General features: G+C 59.5%; 14 protein-coding genes. 7 read left to right on the forward strand and 7 right to left on the reverse strand.

The window, feature by feature from the left end; genetic code table 11:
• Positions 1-72 precede the first annotated feature (72 nt).
• On the reverse strand, positions 73-1197 hold the full coding sequence (locus tag WKF55_02350) for a hypothetical protein (GenBank protein ID MEJ7758413.1): 1125 nt from the start codon (positions 1195-1197) through the stop codon (positions 73-75).
• Positions 1198-1642: 445 nt separating this feature from the next.
• Here WKF55_02350 and WKF55_02355 point away from each other — a divergent pair, with 445 nt between their 5' ends.
• The 3 genes from WKF55_02355 to WKF55_02365 all read left to right on the forward strand — a co-directional run bounded on the left by WKF55_02355 (position 1643) and on the right by WKF55_02365 (position 4479).
• Positions 1643-2383, forward strand: coding sequence for a phenylalanine 4-monooxygenase (locus WKF55_02355; GenBank protein MEJ7758414.1), 741 nt, complete (start codon positions 1643-1645; stop codon positions 2381-2383).
• Positions 2384-2679: 296 nt separating this feature from the next.
• On the forward strand, positions 2680-2862 hold the full coding sequence (locus WKF55_02360; GenBank protein MEJ7758415.1) for a hypothetical protein: 183 nt from the start codon (positions 2680-2682) through the stop codon (positions 2860-2862).
• Positions 2863-3366: 504 nt separating this feature from the next.
• Complete coding sequence (locus WKF55_02365) at positions 3367-4479, forward strand: sulfite oxidase (GenBank protein ID MEJ7758416.1); 1113 nt, start codon at positions 3367-3369, stop codon at positions 4477-4479.
• Positions 4480-4521: 42 nt separating this feature from the next.
• On the opposite strand, the gene WKF55_02370 is transcribed toward WKF55_02365, so the two are convergent.
• Positions 4522-5835, reverse strand: a complete 1314-nt coding sequence (locus WKF55_02370; protein MEJ7758417.1) for a VWA domain-containing protein — start codon at positions 5833-5835, stop codon at positions 4522-4524.
• Positions 5836-5963: 128 nt separating this feature from the next.
• Between WKF55_02370 and WKF55_02375 the strand changes: the two genes are divergently transcribed.
• Both WKF55_02375 and WKF55_02380 read left to right on the forward strand, forming a co-directional pair.
• The gene (locus tag WKF55_02375) at positions 5964-8855 is read left to right on the forward strand and encodes a UvrD-helicase domain-containing protein (GenBank protein ID MEJ7758418.1); all 2892 of its coding nucleotides are present in this window, start codon (positions 5964-5966) and stop codon (positions 8853-8855) included.
• Positions 8852-9526, forward strand: a complete 675-nt coding sequence (locus tag WKF55_02380; GenBank protein ID MEJ7758419.1) for an alpha/beta family hydrolase — start codon at positions 8852-8854, stop codon at positions 9524-9526. Before WKF55_02375 ends, WKF55_02380 begins: the two co-directional genes overlap by 4 nt.
• A gap of 32 nt (positions 9527-9558) precedes the next feature.
• On the opposite strand, the gene WKF55_02385 is transcribed toward WKF55_02380, so the two are convergent.
• From WKF55_02385 to WKF55_02395, 3 genes are all read right to left on the reverse strand, one after another.
• Entirely contained in the window at positions 9559-10881 is a 1323-nt protein-coding gene (locus tag WKF55_02385; GenBank protein MEJ7758420.1) for an acetylxylan esterase, read from the reverse strand.
• Between the two features lie 16 nt (positions 10882-10897).
• Entirely contained in the window at positions 10898-11359 is a 462-nt protein-coding gene (locus WKF55_02390; protein MEJ7758421.1) for a hypothetical protein, read from the reverse strand.
• Between the two features lie 121 nt (positions 11360-11480).
• A complete protein-coding gene (locus WKF55_02395; protein MEJ7758422.1) occupies positions 11481-11807 on the reverse strand; it encodes a hypothetical protein in 327 nt (108 codons plus the stop codon).
• Between the two features lie 183 nt (positions 11808-11990).
• On the opposite strand from WKF55_02395, the gene WKF55_02400 reads away from it, so the two are divergent.
• Entirely contained in the window at positions 11991-12719 is a 729-nt protein-coding gene (locus tag WKF55_02400; protein MEJ7758423.1) for a YIP1 family protein, read from the forward strand.
• Between the two features lie 11 nt (positions 12720-12730).
• Here the strand turns inward: WKF55_02400 and WKF55_02405 are convergent, their stop codons facing one another.
• Both WKF55_02405 and WKF55_02410 read right to left on the reverse strand, forming a co-directional pair.
• Positions 12731-14137 carry a TldD/PmbA family protein gene (locus WKF55_02405; GenBank protein ID MEJ7758424.1) on the reverse strand — a complete coding sequence of 469 codons (1407 nt, stop codon included), beginning with the start codon at positions 14135-14137 and terminating at the stop codon, positions 12731-12733.
• Positions 14134-15756 carry a TldD/PmbA family protein gene (locus tag WKF55_02410; protein MEJ7758425.1) on the reverse strand — a complete coding sequence of 541 codons (1623 nt, stop codon included), beginning with the start codon at positions 15754-15756 and terminating at the stop codon, positions 14134-14136. The genes WKF55_02405 and WKF55_02410 overlap by 4 nt, the downstream gene beginning before the upstream one ends.
• Positions 15757-16006: 250 nt before the next feature.
• On the opposite strand from WKF55_02410, the gene WKF55_02415 reads away from it, so the two are divergent.
• Positions 16007-17035 (forward strand): AAA family ATPase, encoded by a 1029-nt coding sequence (locus WKF55_02415; protein MEJ7758426.1) that lies wholly within the window; start codon positions 16007-16009, stop codon positions 17033-17035.
• The last annotated feature ends 3 nt before the right edge of the window (positions 17036-17038 follow it).

The raw sequence follows: 17038 nt of genomic DNA on the forward strand, positions 1-17038 counted from the left end.
GAGCTACCCGGGACCTGCCCGTTACTCTGGAAACGGAACTGACACAGGCTTCAAGCAACCTGCTGCACTGAATTACTGATACTGGATATAAAGAGGCGGAGGCGTCAGTCGCAAAACCTCGCCCGGGGTCAGCACTGGATCGCCCTTCTTCGTGTCATTGCCGTAGAAGATCTTGAATCCCGTGAACTGTACCGGCTCGGCCTGAACATAGTCACGATACGAATCGTACTTGAGCCACGGTGCGCCCCAGCCGTCCATATCAATTACGATCTGAACCCGCGGATCGAGTCTGATATCCTTGTAGCCGCTGACCATCTTGCGCGTGAACCTGTGCACTACGAGGATCTTGGGCGGGAGATTGTTCGCCTTCGCAAGGTTCGAGAGGTAATTCGTGGTCCAGTTGATGTCACCGGCGTTCATCGTGCCGATTTTCGAGCCGGGTCTTTCGCCACCCTTCATCGAGAACTCGGGATCGAGGCCAAGATGAAAGTTGGGGCGCTTCAGAAATTGCTCGAGTCGCGGGACTTCCTGCTGAACCGTGCTCAATCCCACCTGAATGTCGACGAACACCAGAGCTTTTCGTGTTGCCGCCCAGGAAGCAACCTTTTCAATGAGAGTGTCCGGCATGCGCAGCCGGTACTTTCCGTCGCGTCCGGGTGCGCCCTGCGCGACGACGACGATGAGATGTAGTGCAGGCACGACGGGATGAGCGGGATCGGCGCGGTTCCAGGCGGCGACATCACGATCGAGGCGGGCGAGCATGTCGTCGGATTTATATTCGCCGAGTATTCCCATCCGCTTGGAGAGCGGGTTGCCGTAATAGGCGACGACGCGCTTCGCGGGGAAGATCGAACCCGGAAGAACCGCCGGGCCCTTCACCGGCCAGCGGGTTTCCTTTGCGCCAGCGCGAATGGCGGAGACCAGCGCGATGCTGTCTTTCTTGCTGCGGCCACGAACCGAGGGCACGGTGATGGGAGCCGGTTTTGCCGGGGCACTGTCGCCGGCAGCAGAGTCAGCGGGCTGTGCCGGCTGACCGGGCGACATCGTAGCGGAGTCAACCGCCACGACTGAAACCGGATCCATAGCGGGCACCGGCACGTTGGATATTGCGGTCGAGGGCTCTGCATCGTTCATCGTGCAGGCGGCGAGCAGCGAGAGGGCAAGTGCGCCCAGGGCGAAAAGACCAGGAGTTTTCATGCGCGGGACATCGTGATTGGAGGGTAGGAGTACAAAGCTAATTACCCCACATGCAGGGAGCGGGTCGTAGAGAGTTTATGGAATGGATCGAGGGTTGGTTTTCAGGGAATGGAGTAGGAGGCGGGGAGCAGTCCGGAAGGTCATCAATCCTTAGTCCTGGTCAATTCACAGTGTCATTCTCATCTCCATCCGACTACACTGTCCTGGCTGACCAAACATCGCCTCACCGCGCGCTGAAAAAACGTTGCACAATGGCGGCGCGTCCACCATAATACAGAACAATATGCTCACTCTCGCCCGCCTCTTTCATTCCTACCGCAGCTATCGGAAAAACTCCGGAAGCTGTGGGCGATCGCGTGTTGTTGTGTAGCTGACTTTACGCAAACGTTCCCCCCTCAGCCTCCGAATCCTCGGGGGCTTTTTTTGTTTTCAGCAAGGAGATCCAATGCAGACCGAAACTCAGGCATCGCCGCCGAAGTTCATCGAGCAGAAATGGAGCGATTACACGGCCGAGCAGCACGACGTGTGGCGCATCCTGTACGAACGCCGAATGACACAGCTCGTGGACAACGGCAGCAAGGTCTTTCTGAATGGCGCGGAAACGATCGGTCTCCGTCGCGACAGTGTCCCTGATCTGGCGGGAGTAAACGCGCAACTCGGCGCCATCACCGGTTGGGAGGCCGTGCCGGTCGCCGGATTTCTGCCCGCGCGGGAGTTCTTCGCGTGTCTTGCCCAACGCAAGTTCCCGACGACAATCACTATCCGGCCGCGGGAGCAGCTGGATTACCTGCCCGAGCCGGACATCTTCCACGATGTTTTCGGGCATGTGCCGCTGCACTCCGATCCGGCTTTCGGCGATTTCCTGCAGCACTACGGCAAAGCCGCGTCCGCGGCAGAAAGCGATGCCGATGTGCTGCGAATGACCCGGCTTTTCTGGTTTACGATTGAATTCGGGCTGGTGCGCGAGGATGGTAAGGTCAGGGTGTACGGAAGCGGCCTGATATCATCGCACGGGGATGCCGCCAACGCGCTCGGCCCGAATTGCGATCGCCGGCCGTTCAGTCTAGACGCAGTGTTCGACCAGCACTTCGAGATCGATCATCTGCAGGATGTGCTCTTCGTCGTGGAGTCGTTCGATCAGTTGTTCGAGGCGGTGACGGAGGCTGAGCGGAGGATTGCGAAATGATCAGGGTTAAGCGAGTAAATTGCGCGCAAACAAGGTGTTCCGGGATTGGCGCGGCCTGAGGTGTATTGGCGTGTGTTGGCGTGTACCAGAGTAAAGTGGATCGTGCCGCCGTGTGACGATACGTCCATTGCGTGGCCTCGTCTGACATGATTACACTCGCTGTCGTTTCAACGCCCGGTGGATCTGGTACAGATCTATTGCGTGTACACCAAGCCTCTTGAGACTCGCTTCGCCGAGTGGCCACCAAAATTCCGTAGCTTCGTGCGTACCTCGCTCTCGATCCGGTCCGCCGTCGCATGGTCCGCGAGAAAATCGACATGCTGCTCCCACGGCAGACCCACCACGACGCGAAGTCCATGGCGTTGCGCCGCGTCGAGCATCCAGAGCGGGGGCGGCGTTTACGTCCGAATCGCGTTGCACCTCGCCGCAGCAATCTGTTCGAGGTCGAATTCGACTCGCGCGCGGTCGTGGAATCTTAACCCCCTCCCTTGGGCCGGAACGTGCCATAGGTAACGCCGCGGAGGTATAACTTGGCGTTATCGGCCCAGATGAATTTGCCCCGGACATAGGGCCTGCCACTGAAGGTCGCGGCTAGCTGATGCCGGGCAGTGTCATCAGTTTCGATTGCCTGTGGGGAGTCAACGGACTGGGTGACAATGCCGCGAGAGGCATGCGGCGAAGCCTCTCCCGGAAGATGTGAACCTGGCGATTGACGCGGGTCCGGCTTGAATGTGGGACTTCCTCGGTTGCTCATATCTGCAGCGGGTTCACGAAGGCATTATGCACTGTGAGCAACAGAGGGGAAGATTCGGGCACAGCCTCCACGTACTTCGATTCGAATACGGTCCTATCGGGACTGCTGGAGAATGCGATTGGGTGCGGGAAGCGCGTGACAGCGCCTGGGTTGGGAAGATCTTCCTCCGTTCGCACGCCGCGCCGACCGATAGTTTGCCATCCATACAGAGGGGGACGATCTTGCTCTCATGACGATAGCCAAAACTAATCCGGAATCGGATAAACTCGCCGCCGGCGCTCGGCGCTCACTGGACGAGCAGGGTCTCAACACCGGGCCATCTCCGAGCCAGCTTGGCAGTCGGTTTATCACTCCGGCCGAGCTGTTTTTCACGAGGAGCCATGCCGCCATCCCGTCTCTCGATGCCGCGAACTGGCGCCTTCGCGTCCACGGTCTCGTGGGGCGGAAGCTAGAGCTTTCGCTCGACGATCTGAAGCACAGCTTCACTGCCCGCGAAGTGGACGCAACCCTGGTTTGCGCGGGGCTTCGCCGAACTGAATTGGAGAACGTTGCCCCCATACCAGGCGAGCTGCCCTGGGGACTCGAGCCCATAAGTACCGGCACATGGAGGGGGATTCAGCTCCGCGACGTTCTGTTGAGTGCCGGCGTCGAAGAGGATGCCGGACACGTCTGGTTTACCTCGGTGGACGTGGTCGAACGACATGGAAAAAAATTTGCGTTTGGCGGATCCATCCCGCTGGCGAAAGCGCTTGGCCCCGAAGTGTTGTTGGCGTATGAGCTGAATGGCGAGCCGCTGTCCCCGGATCATGGATTCCCGGTCCGCGCCCTGGTTCCCGGTTACATCGGGGCGCGCAGTGTCAAATGGCTTGGCGAGATCGAAGTACGCGCCGAACCATCAGCGAATTATTTCCAGACGCAGGCCTACCGGCTGCTGGCGAAACGCGACGGTGATGATGGGAATGTGCGTAATGGCACGGAGATGAACGAGACACCCCTCAACGCCGTTATCCTTTCGCCTGAGGCGGGGGGGCAGGTACCGGCGGGCGCGGCGGAATTGAGCGGATGGGCACTCGGACGCGAAGGGGCGCCGGTAATGGTGGTTGAATGCTCGGGAGATAATGGCGATACATGGACCCCGGCGGAGGTATACGCCTCAGGAAGTCCATGGGCATGGCAGCTCTGGCGAGCGACGCTGACACTGGCAGCAGGTTCGCATACGCTCGTGGTCCGGTGCTCCGATGGCCGTGGTTTGACGCAGCCTCCCGATGTGAAGGATGTGTGGAATGTGAAAGGCTATGGCAACAATGCCTGGCATCGTGTCGCTGTCGAGGTAAGGGCCTGACAGGTAGTCAGACCCTCACCCGAAATACAGCCGCCCTGCCCCTTATTTCTGCGGCTTGACCCTCGAGATCTTCTTCTCGTACCGCTCCTTCCCGCGGCGCGCATTATACGCGCGCTGGTAGAGATACTTCTCGTCCGAGAGCGTGACCTCTTCGTTTTCATATTTGGATGCCATCGCCATCAGATCGACTGCCTGCTCATCCATAACGCTGCCACCCAACGGCATCGACGCGCATGCCACGCTGGCCTCACGCAGCATCGCCGCGGCTCCACCGTAATCGCCTCTCTGGCCGCGCACACGCGCCTCATCCCGGGCCTTCGCGGCATCCAGCAGAATTTTCGTACGCTGAATTTCCGGCTCCTCACGGCCCTCAGCCGAAAGGGTGGCGGCAACGGGGATTCGGATTTCCTGCCGCTGCACGCCGCCGTCAGCGCCCACGACATCAGCAGTGACAGAGATCACAGCAATGCTTCGGTCGCCGACTGTTTCTACGTCGGCAACGAAGAATTCAATCAGCAGTGATTTCGGATCGCGGGCGTAGAGATCGCCGACAGCCACCGTTATGCCGTCGGTATTGCCGTGTGACTGATAGTCGTTGTGAACATTCACGAGATCGACGAATGGCTCTGGCTTGATCTTCACCTCGATGTTCTGGGCGGCGAGACTCAGCAGACCCTCGATCTCTTCCTCGAACACCCCGGGTGCCTGATCGGGATTCTCGATGTAATAGCTGTGCCCGCCTCCCGCTTCAGCCATTCCTCGTAGCAGCTCTTCGTCGTAATCCCCACCAAATCCGATCGTGGTCGTGGTGACTCCCTGCTTCAGCCCATTACTGCACAAGCCGAGCAGTCGCACAGGATCGGTGATGCCGACGTTGGCATGACCGTCGGTCATCAGAATGACCCGATTGATCGCACTGCCCCGGGATGCATCACCTGGCTCAGCGGGAGCATCCGGGGTACTGGATCCGTTTCGCGTCACCAGGTCTCGGCCTCTCAGCCAGCCGCCGCTCAGATTGGTGCTGCCGCCAGACATGATGGTCTCGATTTCACGCGCCAATCCCGCCTGCGCAGCACCTGTCGCGGGCTCGGCGACTGTGATCACACTGTCGTCATAAGCGACTACACTGACTACATCAGCGGGCCGCAGCCGGCGAACGAGGAACGCAGCCGCTTTGCGTGCATGCTCCAGCTTTTCCCCGCTCATCGAGCCCGAGCGATCGAGTACAAGCGACAGATTGAGCGGCACCTCCCTCGGGTTTTCGACTGAATCTCCCTCGAATTTCAGCAGGGCGCGGACGGCATATCCGGCTCGGCCATCAGCCTGCTGATAGTCAAGAATAACTTGCGATTTCATGGCGTCTCCAAAGCGGGTATGAAGGCAAGTTAGAGAGGGGGTCTGACAGTCCGTTTTGCAACACTGTTGCGTTGCGGCGGTGAGACGCCATCCACATTTCCGTATGTCGTCCAGCGCTATATTCGGACGTGCCACACACACCGTCTGATTCCCAGCGTTTGGTTATCGAAGCCGAGCCCGGAGCGCTGCTCGTATTCGCGGGTCCCGGGGCGGGCAAGACTTACTGTCTGATCGAGCGCATCCGCTTCCTCGTGGAGAAGCGTGGCCTGAACCCAGCTCGCATCTGCGCGTTCACCTTTACAAACAAAGCCGCAGAGGAGATCTCATCGCGTCTCGAGACATATCTCGGATCGCAGGCGGGAAAGATCAAGCGGGGGACGATCCATTCATTCTGCGCGGAACTGCTCCGCGAGTTCACTGCCGAAGCGGAGCTCAGACCGGGTTTCGGAATAGCGGATGAGGAGTACCAACTGCGCGCGCTCTATCGCGTGGAGGGCTATAGCCGCTGGCACAGGAAGAGAGTGAAGCAGTTCACTGCCTACCGCTTCTGCGCAGAGCCGTTGCACGAGAACGATCGAGGTGTATACGACCGGTATCTGGCATTCCTCGAGAAGCGCAACATGGTCGATTTCGACATGCTCGTTCTCAAGACATCCGAGTTGCTTCGTAACGAGGAGGTTGCGGCGGCAGTGCGTCAGCGGTGGGACTGCATCCTGGTGGATGAATTTCAGGATCTCAACACCGTTCAATACTCGATTATGCGCTCACTGGCGCTCGAGCATGGGAATGTGTTTGCCGTCGGCGATGACGAGCAATCCATCTACTCATGGGCAGGGGCCGATCCGCGTGTATTCGGCGATTTCCTGAACGATTTCGGTTTGTCCACCCGGTTGCAGCTCGGCGAGAATCGACGTTGCCCGAGCGAGGTCATCACGCTTTCACGCCGGCTCGTAAACATCAATACGCCGATGTTTGGCGATCGAAGATTCGCCGACTCCGGGCGCCACTCTCCCTTCCCGGTCGAGGCCATGACCTTCGGCGACGAACGGGAAGAACTGGCCTGGATTTTTGACGATCTCCGCCGCGACCGCGAGGCGCATACACTCGAATGGGGCGACTACGCACTGCTCTACCGAACGCACGAGATAGGTCATACAGCGGAATCCGCGTTTCTTGCCGCCGGTATTCCCTGCCGGATGGCGCAGGGTCATGCGCTCGCTGATGATCCCGTTGTCAGGTATCTCGTCGCAGCGCTCAGGGTGATATCGAATGCCGAAGATCCCATTCATCGTGAGCGCTTTCTCCAGGTGGTACTGCCGCGGCCACTATTCGACAGCGCACGCGCGAAGGCAGATGAAGCAGGCAGCGACCTCCTTCAATATTTCGAGCAGAGGGCGCGCAGACAGACAACGGCGGACGCCGATCGGAGCAAGATCTGGAAGGGTCTGTTTGCACTGAAGAATCTCGCCGCACTGGGGGCGTCCCATTCGTCTCTCTCCGGTCTTGTCGACGAGTTGCTTTCCCAGCGCGTGGGCGAGTACCGAACGGTGCTGGAGGACAATCACGATGAGTTGTCAGACCCAGCCGAGAACGAGGAGGTTCAGCTTCTGGCAGCGCGGCTCAGGGATGCTCTCGACTTCGGAAAGACAGTGTGGATTCCGCGGCTGGGTGGCCTCGAGATAGCACTCAAGGGAATGCTGGCCGGCATCGACCTGAATCGCGTCCAGCTCGGAGGGTATCCCGAAGCCGGCGCAGTATCGATAGGTCATTCCGATTGTAAATCGCTCGGCATCGCCCTCGGCCTATTCAAGGCCGCGCAGCTAGCTCGGAGCGCAGGGTTCTCGAATCACTTCCTCGATTTCACGGCCGTCGATCTCGAAACGACGGGCAAGGATATCGCGCAGGCCGAGGTGGTTGAAATTGCCGCGGTGAAAGTACGAAAAGGTCACGTGGAGGATGAGTTTCACTCTCTCGTCAAGCCTCGTGTTCCGATCACTGAAGGCGCGTTTGCCGTCCACGGTATATCGGCAGGCGACGTCGCAGAATCTCCTTTTTTCGAAGAAGTCTGGCCGCAGTTCCGCGAGTTCTGCGGCCCCGACATCTTCGTGGCACATAACGGCTACCAGTTCGATTTTCCAATTCTGCGGCGCATGGCCGAGTCACTGTCCGGCTCCGACTTCTGCACGTACGATACGCTGGTGCTGGCGAGAGAACTTCACTCTGGGAGCGCCAGGCTTGTGGACCTCGCACGGTATTACGGAATAGAGACCGGTCAGTCCCATCGCGCGCTCGACGATACCAAAGCGCTTGCCCGGCTTTTCCTCGTGCTGGGTGAAGCCAAAATTGTGCGTGCGCGAAAAACGGCGCTCATCGAGCTGCTTGGACCGCTCGGTTTGGCACTTGCCCTGAGTGACGAGTCATTGCTCTGCGACGAAGCCAGGCGCATGGTGGGCTTCACGCGCGTGTTCGCGCTCGGCCGCAACAGCAACTGTCTGACGTTTTATCAGGCCGAGGCCGAGGCCTGTAGCGATGCATACGTCACAACACTCGCAGATCTGATCGAGTTGCTTGGCGGCGAAACAGTGATGTCGAGAATACGCGCCGACAAAACTGCGGTTGAACGCTATCCGGAGGTCATGCTACGACTCAAGCCGTTGCTCGATGTTTTTGAAGGCCAACCGATGCCCGAGCAACTCGCCGGGTTTCTCGAGCGCGTGGCGTTGTCGAAAAAAGACGGAACGGAGGGTGACTCGGCGCGTGTCAATTTGTTGACGCTTCACTCGACAAAGGGTCTGGAATTCTCACGAGTTTACATTGTTGGCGCCGAGGATGCGGAGCTCCTCGGCGAAAGGGATCCTGACACGCGTCAGATCGAGGAGGCGCGGCGACTGCTTTATGTTGGAATGACACGCACGAAGGACCGGCTGGTATTCACGCGAGTTGAAGCCCGCGCCGGTAAGCCGACCGGGGGACATCAGTTCCTCGACGAAATGGGGTTGACGCCAGTGAGGCCGAAATGACAGCGACTGAATGGAAGATCGACGTTCGAGGAGATCAGACCACCGCTGTGTTCGAAGCCGCAACGGCGCAGCAGATTCGCGACACGGTGTTTGTCTGTGCCCACGGCGCGGGTGGACACATGGGCGACAAGGGGATGTCGAAGCTCGTCGATACACTCCGATCGAGCGGGGTCAATGTTGTTCGGTTCAATTTTCTTTACAGCGAAAGGGGCTCGGGCCGGCTCGACCCGATGCCACGGCTCGAGCAATGCTTTGCGGCGGTCGTCGATCGCGTCCGGCAGGAAATCGATCCGCGAATTCTGATCATTGGCGGACGGTCCATGGGCGGTCGCGCTGCTTCAATGATGGCGGCAAAGGGATTCGTGTGTGACGGTCTGCTGCTTTTCGCGTATCCGCTTCATCCGGCGGGACAGCCAGAAAAATTGCGCGATGCCCACTTGCCGTCGATCCGCGTGCCGGTGCTCTGCTTCAATGGGACGCGCGATGCGCTCTGCACGCCGTCGCTGATGGAGGCTGCATTGCAGACCGTGAACGCGCAATGGGCAATGACATGGCTCGAAGGCGCCGATCACAGCTTCCACGTTCTGAAGTCGTCTGGAAAAACGGATGCCGCTGTGCTGGGTGATGTTGGTGATACGACGCGGCAGTGGCTCCTGCGCCTGGTGGAATAAGCGGGGCGCGGGACGCGGAGTGCGGAGAGGAGTTATTCCCTGGCCGGAGCGCGTGCGAGCGGTGTTACTCCCAGCTTGCCCAGCACCCATGCTCTCACGCGGTCGTCCTGCCCCTTGGTGGTAAAATGGCCAACTTCGGGAACCAGGAAGAGTTCCTTCGGAGCAGTGACAAGGTTGTAAGCGGCATACATCGATGTCGGAGGAACTGTAACGTCGTTGTATCCCCACGTGTAAAACCCCGGCACGTGCAGCAGTCTGGCGAAATTCACGACATCGTAGTAGCGAAGCGTTTCCATTTTCTCGGGCATGGCGCGCATGCCGACGGTATCGGCAAACACGTGCGGCCATCCCCCGGGTTGGCCGGCCAGATACGCGAAATGGTCTGCCATGGCGGGATGGATTACCGCGACAGCCTTCACCCGCGTGTCGAGCGCTCCAGCAACAACCGCGAGCCCGCCGCCCTGGCTTCCCCCCTGCACGACGTAGTTCGTGCCGTCGAACTTGGGCAGGCTGAAAATAAAATCGCCGGCACGGACGACTCCGGCAAATACGCGTCTGTAGTAATAGCTGTCGCGGCTCTCGATTCCGGTCGCCCAGTATCGTGAAAGCGCGGTTGCGCGGAGCTCGTTGTAAAGCAGGGAGTCACGGTCTACCGGAATGCCGTGAATTCCAAGTCGCAGGTGAATCACTCCCTTCCGCGCGAGGGCCGTATCAGGGAAGTATGGACGTACTCCAGCGCCGGGAAGCACGAGCACTGCCGGAAATTTGCCGGCGCGGGCGGGCACGGAGAGCAATCCGTACAAACGGCTTCCAAGGCGGTCATTCTGAAAGGAGACGTGATACACGTTTACGTCAGGTGTGGACCAGCGGGTTAATCTGGTCATCACGGGCGAGAGCGGGACGCGCCGGGCAGATTCCAGAGTCTCTTCCCAGAACCGTTCGAAGTCGCCGGGCATCGTTGTCGTTGCCTTGATGCTCTCAGGGCTGAACGCAGCCGTCGCCATCCCTCTATAGGTAACGCTATCGAGGACTGCGGTCGCACTTGCGCGAAGAAATCCGGGGCGGGGCAGCGTTGCCTTCACGACCTGACCGTTCGTAACACGTCGCAGGGTATCGCTGCGGGCCGGACGCATTCGTTCGGCGCCGATGTCGACAATTACCGTCGCATTGGAAATGGGTCGTCCAGCGCGAGTGAACGCGACGCTGAACCGTGCAGTGTCGCCGGCGTTGTATCGCCAGTCAGGCCGGTCGAGAGTTACAGCGAGCTCGATCGTCGTGTCAGGACGTTGCGCTGCAACACCAGCAGGGAAGGTGCATGAGAGCAGGCATAGCCTGATAATGCGGCGTGCTCTCATCGGTTATGCAGCTCTGCTAGGTCGTCGCGGCATCCGCGCCCCTCTCGGAGTAAATCCATGCCCCCACCATCGATGCGAGAAGGAGGTTGACGAGCCAGACCAGGCTGTAGCTCCACCACAATCCCGACGACATGATCCCCATTTCCTTGTAGCCGAACGTGAGGATCATGCCGAACACAAAGAAGAGGAGTGCGACGTACATCGCCGTTCGCGGACCAGGGCCGAAACGCGGGCGAATCGCCGCATACGTCCATACAAGAAGGAATCCGACGATGAAGTCGAAAAAGACATAGCCGGCAATCTGACCGGCGTCCATCTCCGCGAACCGGTCGCCGAGGCCTGGCTTGAAGGCGTTGGCGTCGGCCTGCATCCGCTGGGCGAAAACGACACCGTTCGAGAGGAAGTCGATGATGTTGAGGACGACACCTGCCGCAATGCCGCCAGCCAGAAGCTTGCCTGTATTCATGTTGACAGCCATGCTGCGCTCCTTCGATGAAAAGTGAACGAGAACGCGCGTATCCGACCAGTCGAAATACGCGCGCCAGCAAACTGCAGATGAATTGTAGGGTCTAAAGCCCCCGCGGAACAAGCATTATCTGCTACTTCCCTGTCACGTCGGGTTCGCGATTTGGATTCATCTCGTCCGAGACGTGCTTGTGTTTGTTGATGTCCCGGGAGAGGCGGGTTCTTTCGCTCTCCTTCTCCGCATCGTCGTGCTGTTGTCGCCCCTCGAAGAGTCGATCCTTGCCCTCATCGTTGTGTTCCCGGATGTCGGCCGGGTCGTGCCCGGGTCCGCTCTGGCTGTGTTTGGTGCTTTGCTGGGAGTGAAGCGTCTCGGACTGTTTCAAATGTGTTTTCTCCGGCCGCCCGGACGCGCCATCTGCCGCTTCGTGCTGGTGGCCATCATTCTTCTTGTCTTTTGCCATTTTGTTTCTCCTTGTTGACGGATGAAAGGGCAACGCGCATGCCGTGAATGGACAAAGTTGAGATTCTCCCCCGGCTTCTTGGATTTTGCCCGACTCCTTCAGGCCCTGCCAGGCAGATGGAGCTAGATTCGGTGCGTCTCCCGCCGACCACGCGTGACTCCAGTTTCCAACAGGATATTCAACATGACCGACTCGACCGCAGTTGCAACTCCAGAAAAAGCCGCGTTATGGGAAGATTTCGTGGACATCTTCTACCAGCCGTCCGATGTCTTCGCGCGACGTCGCGAGGGGAAGTTCGGCCTCGCATTGCTGTTTCTCGCAATCGCTTCAGGAATTCTTTTCGTTCTGTTTCAGAATGCTCTTGGCCCCATATTCGACGCTGAGATTACACGGAGCAATGCCGCGACGCTGGCTGCAAACCCGGAGCTCAAGGCGGAACAACTTGCGCAGGGACAGGCGATGATGGAGAAGTTCGCCGCCGTGGGCTATGTGATTGGAATGCCGATCGCCGTCCTGCTGCTGGGAGTCGTGCTATGGATCGCCGGCAAGCTGTTCGACGCGAAGCAAACCGTCGCCATGGCGATAATGGTAGTGACGTACGCGCAATTTCCGCGGCTCATAGAGCTTTGCGTCAACGCCGTGCAGGGGATGCTGATGGCTCCCGAAAACATTACGTCGCGGTTCACCGTCAGCCTGGGCCTGGCGCGATTTGTCGATGACGCGACGATGAGTCCCGTGCTGCTCGCCGTACTGGGCTCTCTCGATCTCTTCACCCTCTGGGTGACCGTACTGATTGGTATCGGGGTGTACGTCACCAGCGGAGTGAAGAAAGAATCAGCGGCGATCATCGCGGGAATCGTGTGGGTTGCAGGACTGGTTCCTACACTGTTCGGAGCGCTCAGACAGGGTTGACGGGCGCGGTGCTAGACCGCGTCCGACAGACTCGTAAAGTTGAAGTCCTTCACCTTCAGCGTCGGCATCACTACCGGGCCTCCACCTTCGGTGCCCGCAATCCGAACCGAGGGACCAATCGCCTCGACGTTGTTCAACATGAACAGCGGCGACTCATTGAACCGGAAATTCTTGATCGCTTTGGTAATTTTTCCGTTCTCGATCAGGAATGTGCCGTCGCGGGTAAGACCGGTGAACAGAATGGTGCGCGGATCGACCTGCCGCAGATACCACAAGCGGGTGACGAGAATGCCTCGCGGCGTGGACTTGATCATGTCGGCAGTCGACGTCGTACCACCGATCATCTTGAGCGAGGTTGCTCCTCCGTTCGCGACCTTGCCCTGCTTCTGCGCCCAGAATCTCGAATAGGCAAGTTGCTTGAGTACGCCGTTCTCGATCCATGCCTGGCGTGACAATGGCAGGCCCTGCCCATCATATGGTTGTGCAAGAAGCTGCGAATCGAACGGGTCGGAAATAATCGTCACGCGCTGGTCCACGATCTTCTCTCCCATCTTGTTGCCACCGCCTGCCTTGGTGAAAGCACTTCGGCCTTCGTCGGCACCGCGCGCGCCAAGTGACCCGCCAATGAGCTGAACCAGATCGCCCACGGCCTGGGGCTCGAGGATCACTGTATAGCGTCCGGGCTCGATCGCAACAGGGTTGCGTGACAGTCGCGCCTTCTCGATCGCCGTCGCGCTCAACTTGCGGAAGTCGATCTGCCTCCAATCCGGATGCTCTGCTCCTGCCCAGCCTGAGCCGGTGCCGTCGGCGGTGCGAACCGTGACGGTGTAGTTGGCGATGGTTGCGCGGTTGTACGCGAACAATCCCTTGCTGTTGCCAAGAGCGTTTGCGCCAGCGCTGACAATAATAAAGCCGGCGGCGTTGAGATCGCCCGCTTTGCGCGCCGGCTCGAGCGCCGTCAGCGCCGCACGCGCTCGCTCAGTGGCCGTAACCTCGGCAGTGGCTTCAACGTACCCGCGGCCAGGCATGTAAGTCTGCGACGGCAGGCCCGGCAACCATTCAGGATCGTCGGGAGAAAGCTTCGTCAGCGCTTCCGATTGCTCGACCACGCGCTTGAGCGACTCGTCGGAAAGATCGTTGGTCGCGGTGGTCGCGTGCTTCTTTCCAAATACGCTTGTCACACTCACCTGTCCATTGCTGACGCCGCCGGCAGTGGACATCTGATTGTTGGCGAACCGGACATCGGACTGATATCCGCCGCCGACGCCAACGATGACCTCATCGGCCTTCGACATTCTCACCACGCGCCCGATCAGCGACTGTGCCTGCTCACGGGTGATGATTGCACCGGCGGGAATCGCAGTGTTACCGAGCAGCCGCTTCGGCTCGCCGCGTCCTGTGGAGTTCGACCGGCTCATGCCTTCCTCCCGGTGTTGATGACATTGATCTGCTTGAAGCGGCTCGGCACGCATCCATGGCTCACTGCATTCGATTGCCCCGGCTGCCCCTTGCCATCGTTGAAGCTCGAACCGAGCTGATAGCTTTTTGCGCCGCCGATCATGTCCATGGAGTTCCAGAAATCAGGCGTTCGCATCTGATACGCGACATCCTTCAGCATGCCGCCAATCTTTCCGTTCCTGATTTCGTAGAATACCTGTCCGCCGAACTGCGCGTTGTAGCGCTGCTGGTCGATGCTGAACGAGCCGTCGCCAATGATTGCAATGCCACGGTCGGTAGCCGAGATGAGATCATTCCAGCCGATATCGCGCGTTCCCGGCAGCAGGGAGACGTTGGGCATTCGCTGGAACTGCACGCTGCTCCAGGAATCGGCGTTGGAGCAACCGTGTGACCGCACCGGCGTGTTCTTCGAGTCGTACCACCACTTGAGCCAGTTGGCCTGCTCGCGGGTGGTCTGGTAGTCGTTGAACATACCATTCTTGATGATCAGGAAGTCCTCGGGCTTCACTCCCTCGTCATCGTATCCGATCGTCGCGCATGCGCCTGGTTCCGAGCGGTCGCCGCGCACGTTCATGAACTCAGGGCCGTATTTCAGTTTGCCGAGCACTTTGTCAGGAGGCGAGACGAAGCTCGTGCCGGCGTAATTCGCTTCGTATCCCATCGCCCGGTCGAGCTCGGTTGGATGCCCGATCGACTCATGGATCGTGAGCCAGAGATGCGACGGGTGCAACACGAGATCGTACCGGCCGACATCTACCGACTTCGCGGTGAGCTTCTGCACTGCTTCCTCCGCCCATTTCGGCGCATTGCCGACGAGATCCTGCTCGAGGACGTACTCCCAGCCGCGCCCAATTGGCGCAACTGCGCCGCCGCGGGTCTGAAAGTCCGAGCGATCGGCGGAGACAGCCGTGACAGTGAAGGGAACCGATGTGCGCACGATCGTCTGTGCGATCACCGACCCCTCGGTAGAGGCGAAGTTTCGATCCTCCTTTACGAAGAAGAGTCCGGAGTTCACGAACTGCACACCCTTCACCTTCATTGCTTCAGCGTTTGCCTTGAGGAGGAGCTCGGCGCGCTGTTCGACCGGAATCGTGAACGGGTCGATGGTGAAGGAGCTCTTCCACGTCGCATTTGGATACGACTGCACCGGCGCGAGCTGCACCGGTTGATCGCGGGCGATACGGTTTGCCTTCGCGATCGCTACAGCTTCGCGTGCCGCGGCCGCGACTCCATCGCGGGTGAGAGTCTTCGTAGCGCCGAAGCCCCACGTGCCGTCGACGAGCGCGCGCACCCCGGCGCCGATTGAGTCGGTGTCCGCGGTGTTGACGATCTGCTGCTCGCGAGTGAAGACGATGCTGTTGCGGTAGCGGCCGATGCGCACGTCTGAATAGCTCGCGCCCGCCGAGCGTGCGGTGTTGAGCGCCGTCATCATCAGCTCGCGAACGGTGTCCTCGGGCGGCATCTCGGCAGCGCCAGGCCTTGTGGAGATGATCGCGTGGGCCGGGTTGAGAACACCGGACGCGGCGACGGCAGCCGCAGCCATTCCGCCCTGCTTGAGGAAGTCTCGCCTTGTTTTCACTATTTGGGGGTTTGTGTGGTGTCAGTCGAATATTGACGCACGTACGCTTTGTCGCAACGTAAAACCGACGCATTCGGGCCTCGAGGGATCAACTTTACAACAGCATTACAACCAGGCCCGGTGCCAGTCACTTATGGTCACAAGCTGAATATCCGGCCTTACAAACAATTACCGCGCGGCGCCGCTACGCTCACAACGGGGGCTGCGTAGCTTTCGGGCAACGCGGTTCATCCGCTTACCCAGAGTGAGTATGGCTGTCCAATCGATTTCAATCAGAACCCAGGATACGTCCCGCGAAATCCTTCTCGCCGCGGCGTCGCGTCTCCGCACCGAGATCGCAAAACGCATCGTCGGGCAGGAAGCAGTCATCGACGAGGTGATCATGGCGCTCCTCGCCGGAGGGCATGCGCTGCTCGTCGGCGTTCCAGGCCTCGCCAAGACACTTATCATCCGCAGCGTGAGCGAAGCCATGGATCTCGATTTTCGACGGATTCAGTTCACCCCCGATCTCGTCCCAAGTGACATCACCGGTACCGAGATCATGGAAGAGGACACGGCAACCGGCGGACGGTCATTCAGATTTGTCAAAGGTCCCATCTTCGCCAACATCGTTCTTGCCGACGAGATCAACCGGGCACCACCTCGCACCCAGGCGGCGCTGCTCGAAGCGATGCAGGAGCATCGTGTCACCGCGGCCGGCGAAACGATGGCGCTTCCCGAGCCATTCTTCGTTCTTGCGACGCAGAACCCTATCGAACAAGAGGGGACGTATCCCCTCCCTGAAGCCCAGCTCGATCGCTTTCTGTTCGACATACGCGTCGGCTACCCCGACGAAGAAGCGGAAATCGGAATACTTCGCTCCACCACAGGTGTCGAGTCCGAGCCACTTCGCCCGGTGATTAACGGCGAAGAAACCCGCGCGCTACAGCAACTGGTGCGCGAAATACCCGCCGCCGACGCTGCACTCAGATTTGCCGCACGTCTCGCCCGCGGTACCAGACCGGCAGAACCCGGGGCGTCCGAGACGGTAAAAAAATATGTCCGCTGGGGTGCAGGCCCGCGAGCCGGGCAGGCACTCATTCTCGGTGCCAAGGCGCATGCGCTTCTTGCTGGCCGGTTTGCCGTATCGCCCGCCGATATTGTTCGCGTAGCGCGACCCGTGCTACGTCACCGGGTGCTCCCCAATTTTGCTGCCGAAGCAAAAGGCTTTACGGCCGAGCAGATCATCGACGGGCTGCTGGAGGACGTGAAGCCGCCCAAGAGCGAAATCGGGCTGTAGCTG

The sequence above is a fragment of the Gemmatimonadaceae bacterium genome, from assembly GCA_037721215.1.
In the GTDB taxonomy this organism is placed as follows: Bacteria; Gemmatimonadota; Gemmatimonadetes; order Gemmatimonadales; family Gemmatimonadaceae; genus UBA4720.

Coding starts and splice junctions, on each gene's coding strand:
- WKF55_02350 (MEJ7758413.1), bottom strand. CDS start 1,197: ATGAAAACTCCTGGTCTTTTCGCCCTGGGCGCACTTGCCCTCTCGCTG.
- WKF55_02355 (MEJ7758414.1), top strand. CDS start 1,643: ATGCAGACCGAAACTCAGGCATCGCCGCCGAAGTTCATCGAGCAGAAA.
- WKF55_02360 (MEJ7758415.1), top strand. CDS start 2,680: ATGGTCCGCGAGAAAATCGACATGCTGCTCCCACGGCAGACCCACCAC.
- WKF55_02365 (MEJ7758416.1), top strand. CDS start 3,367: ATGACGATAGCCAAAACTAATCCGGAATCGGATAAACTCGCCGCCGGC.
- WKF55_02370 (MEJ7758417.1), bottom strand. CDS start 5,835: ATGAAATCGCAAGTTATTCTTGACTATCAGCAGGCTGATGGCCGAGCC.
- WKF55_02380 (MEJ7758419.1), top strand. CDS start 8,852: ATGACAGCGACTGAATGGAAGATCGACGTTCGAGGAGATCAGACCACC.
- WKF55_02385 (MEJ7758420.1), bottom strand. CDS start 10,881: ATGAGAGCACGCCGCATTATCAGGCTATGCCTGCTCTCATGCACCTTC.
- WKF55_02390 (MEJ7758421.1), bottom strand. CDS start 11,359: ATGGCTGTCAACATGAATACAGGCAAGCTTCTGGCTGGCGGCATTGCG.
- WKF55_02395 (MEJ7758422.1), bottom strand. CDS start 11,807: ATGGCAAAAGACAAGAAGAATGATGGCCACCAGCACGAAGCGGCAGAT.
- WKF55_02400 (MEJ7758423.1), top strand. CDS start 11,991: ATGACCGACTCGACCGCAGTTGCAACTCCAGAAAAAGCCGCGTTATGG.
- WKF55_02405 (MEJ7758424.1), bottom strand. CDS start 14,137: ATGAGCCGGTCGAACTCCACAGGACGCGGCGAGCCGAAGCGGCTGCTC.
- WKF55_02415 (MEJ7758426.1), top strand. CDS start 16,007: ATGGCTGTCCAATCGATTTCAATCAGAACCCAGGATACGTCCCGCGAA.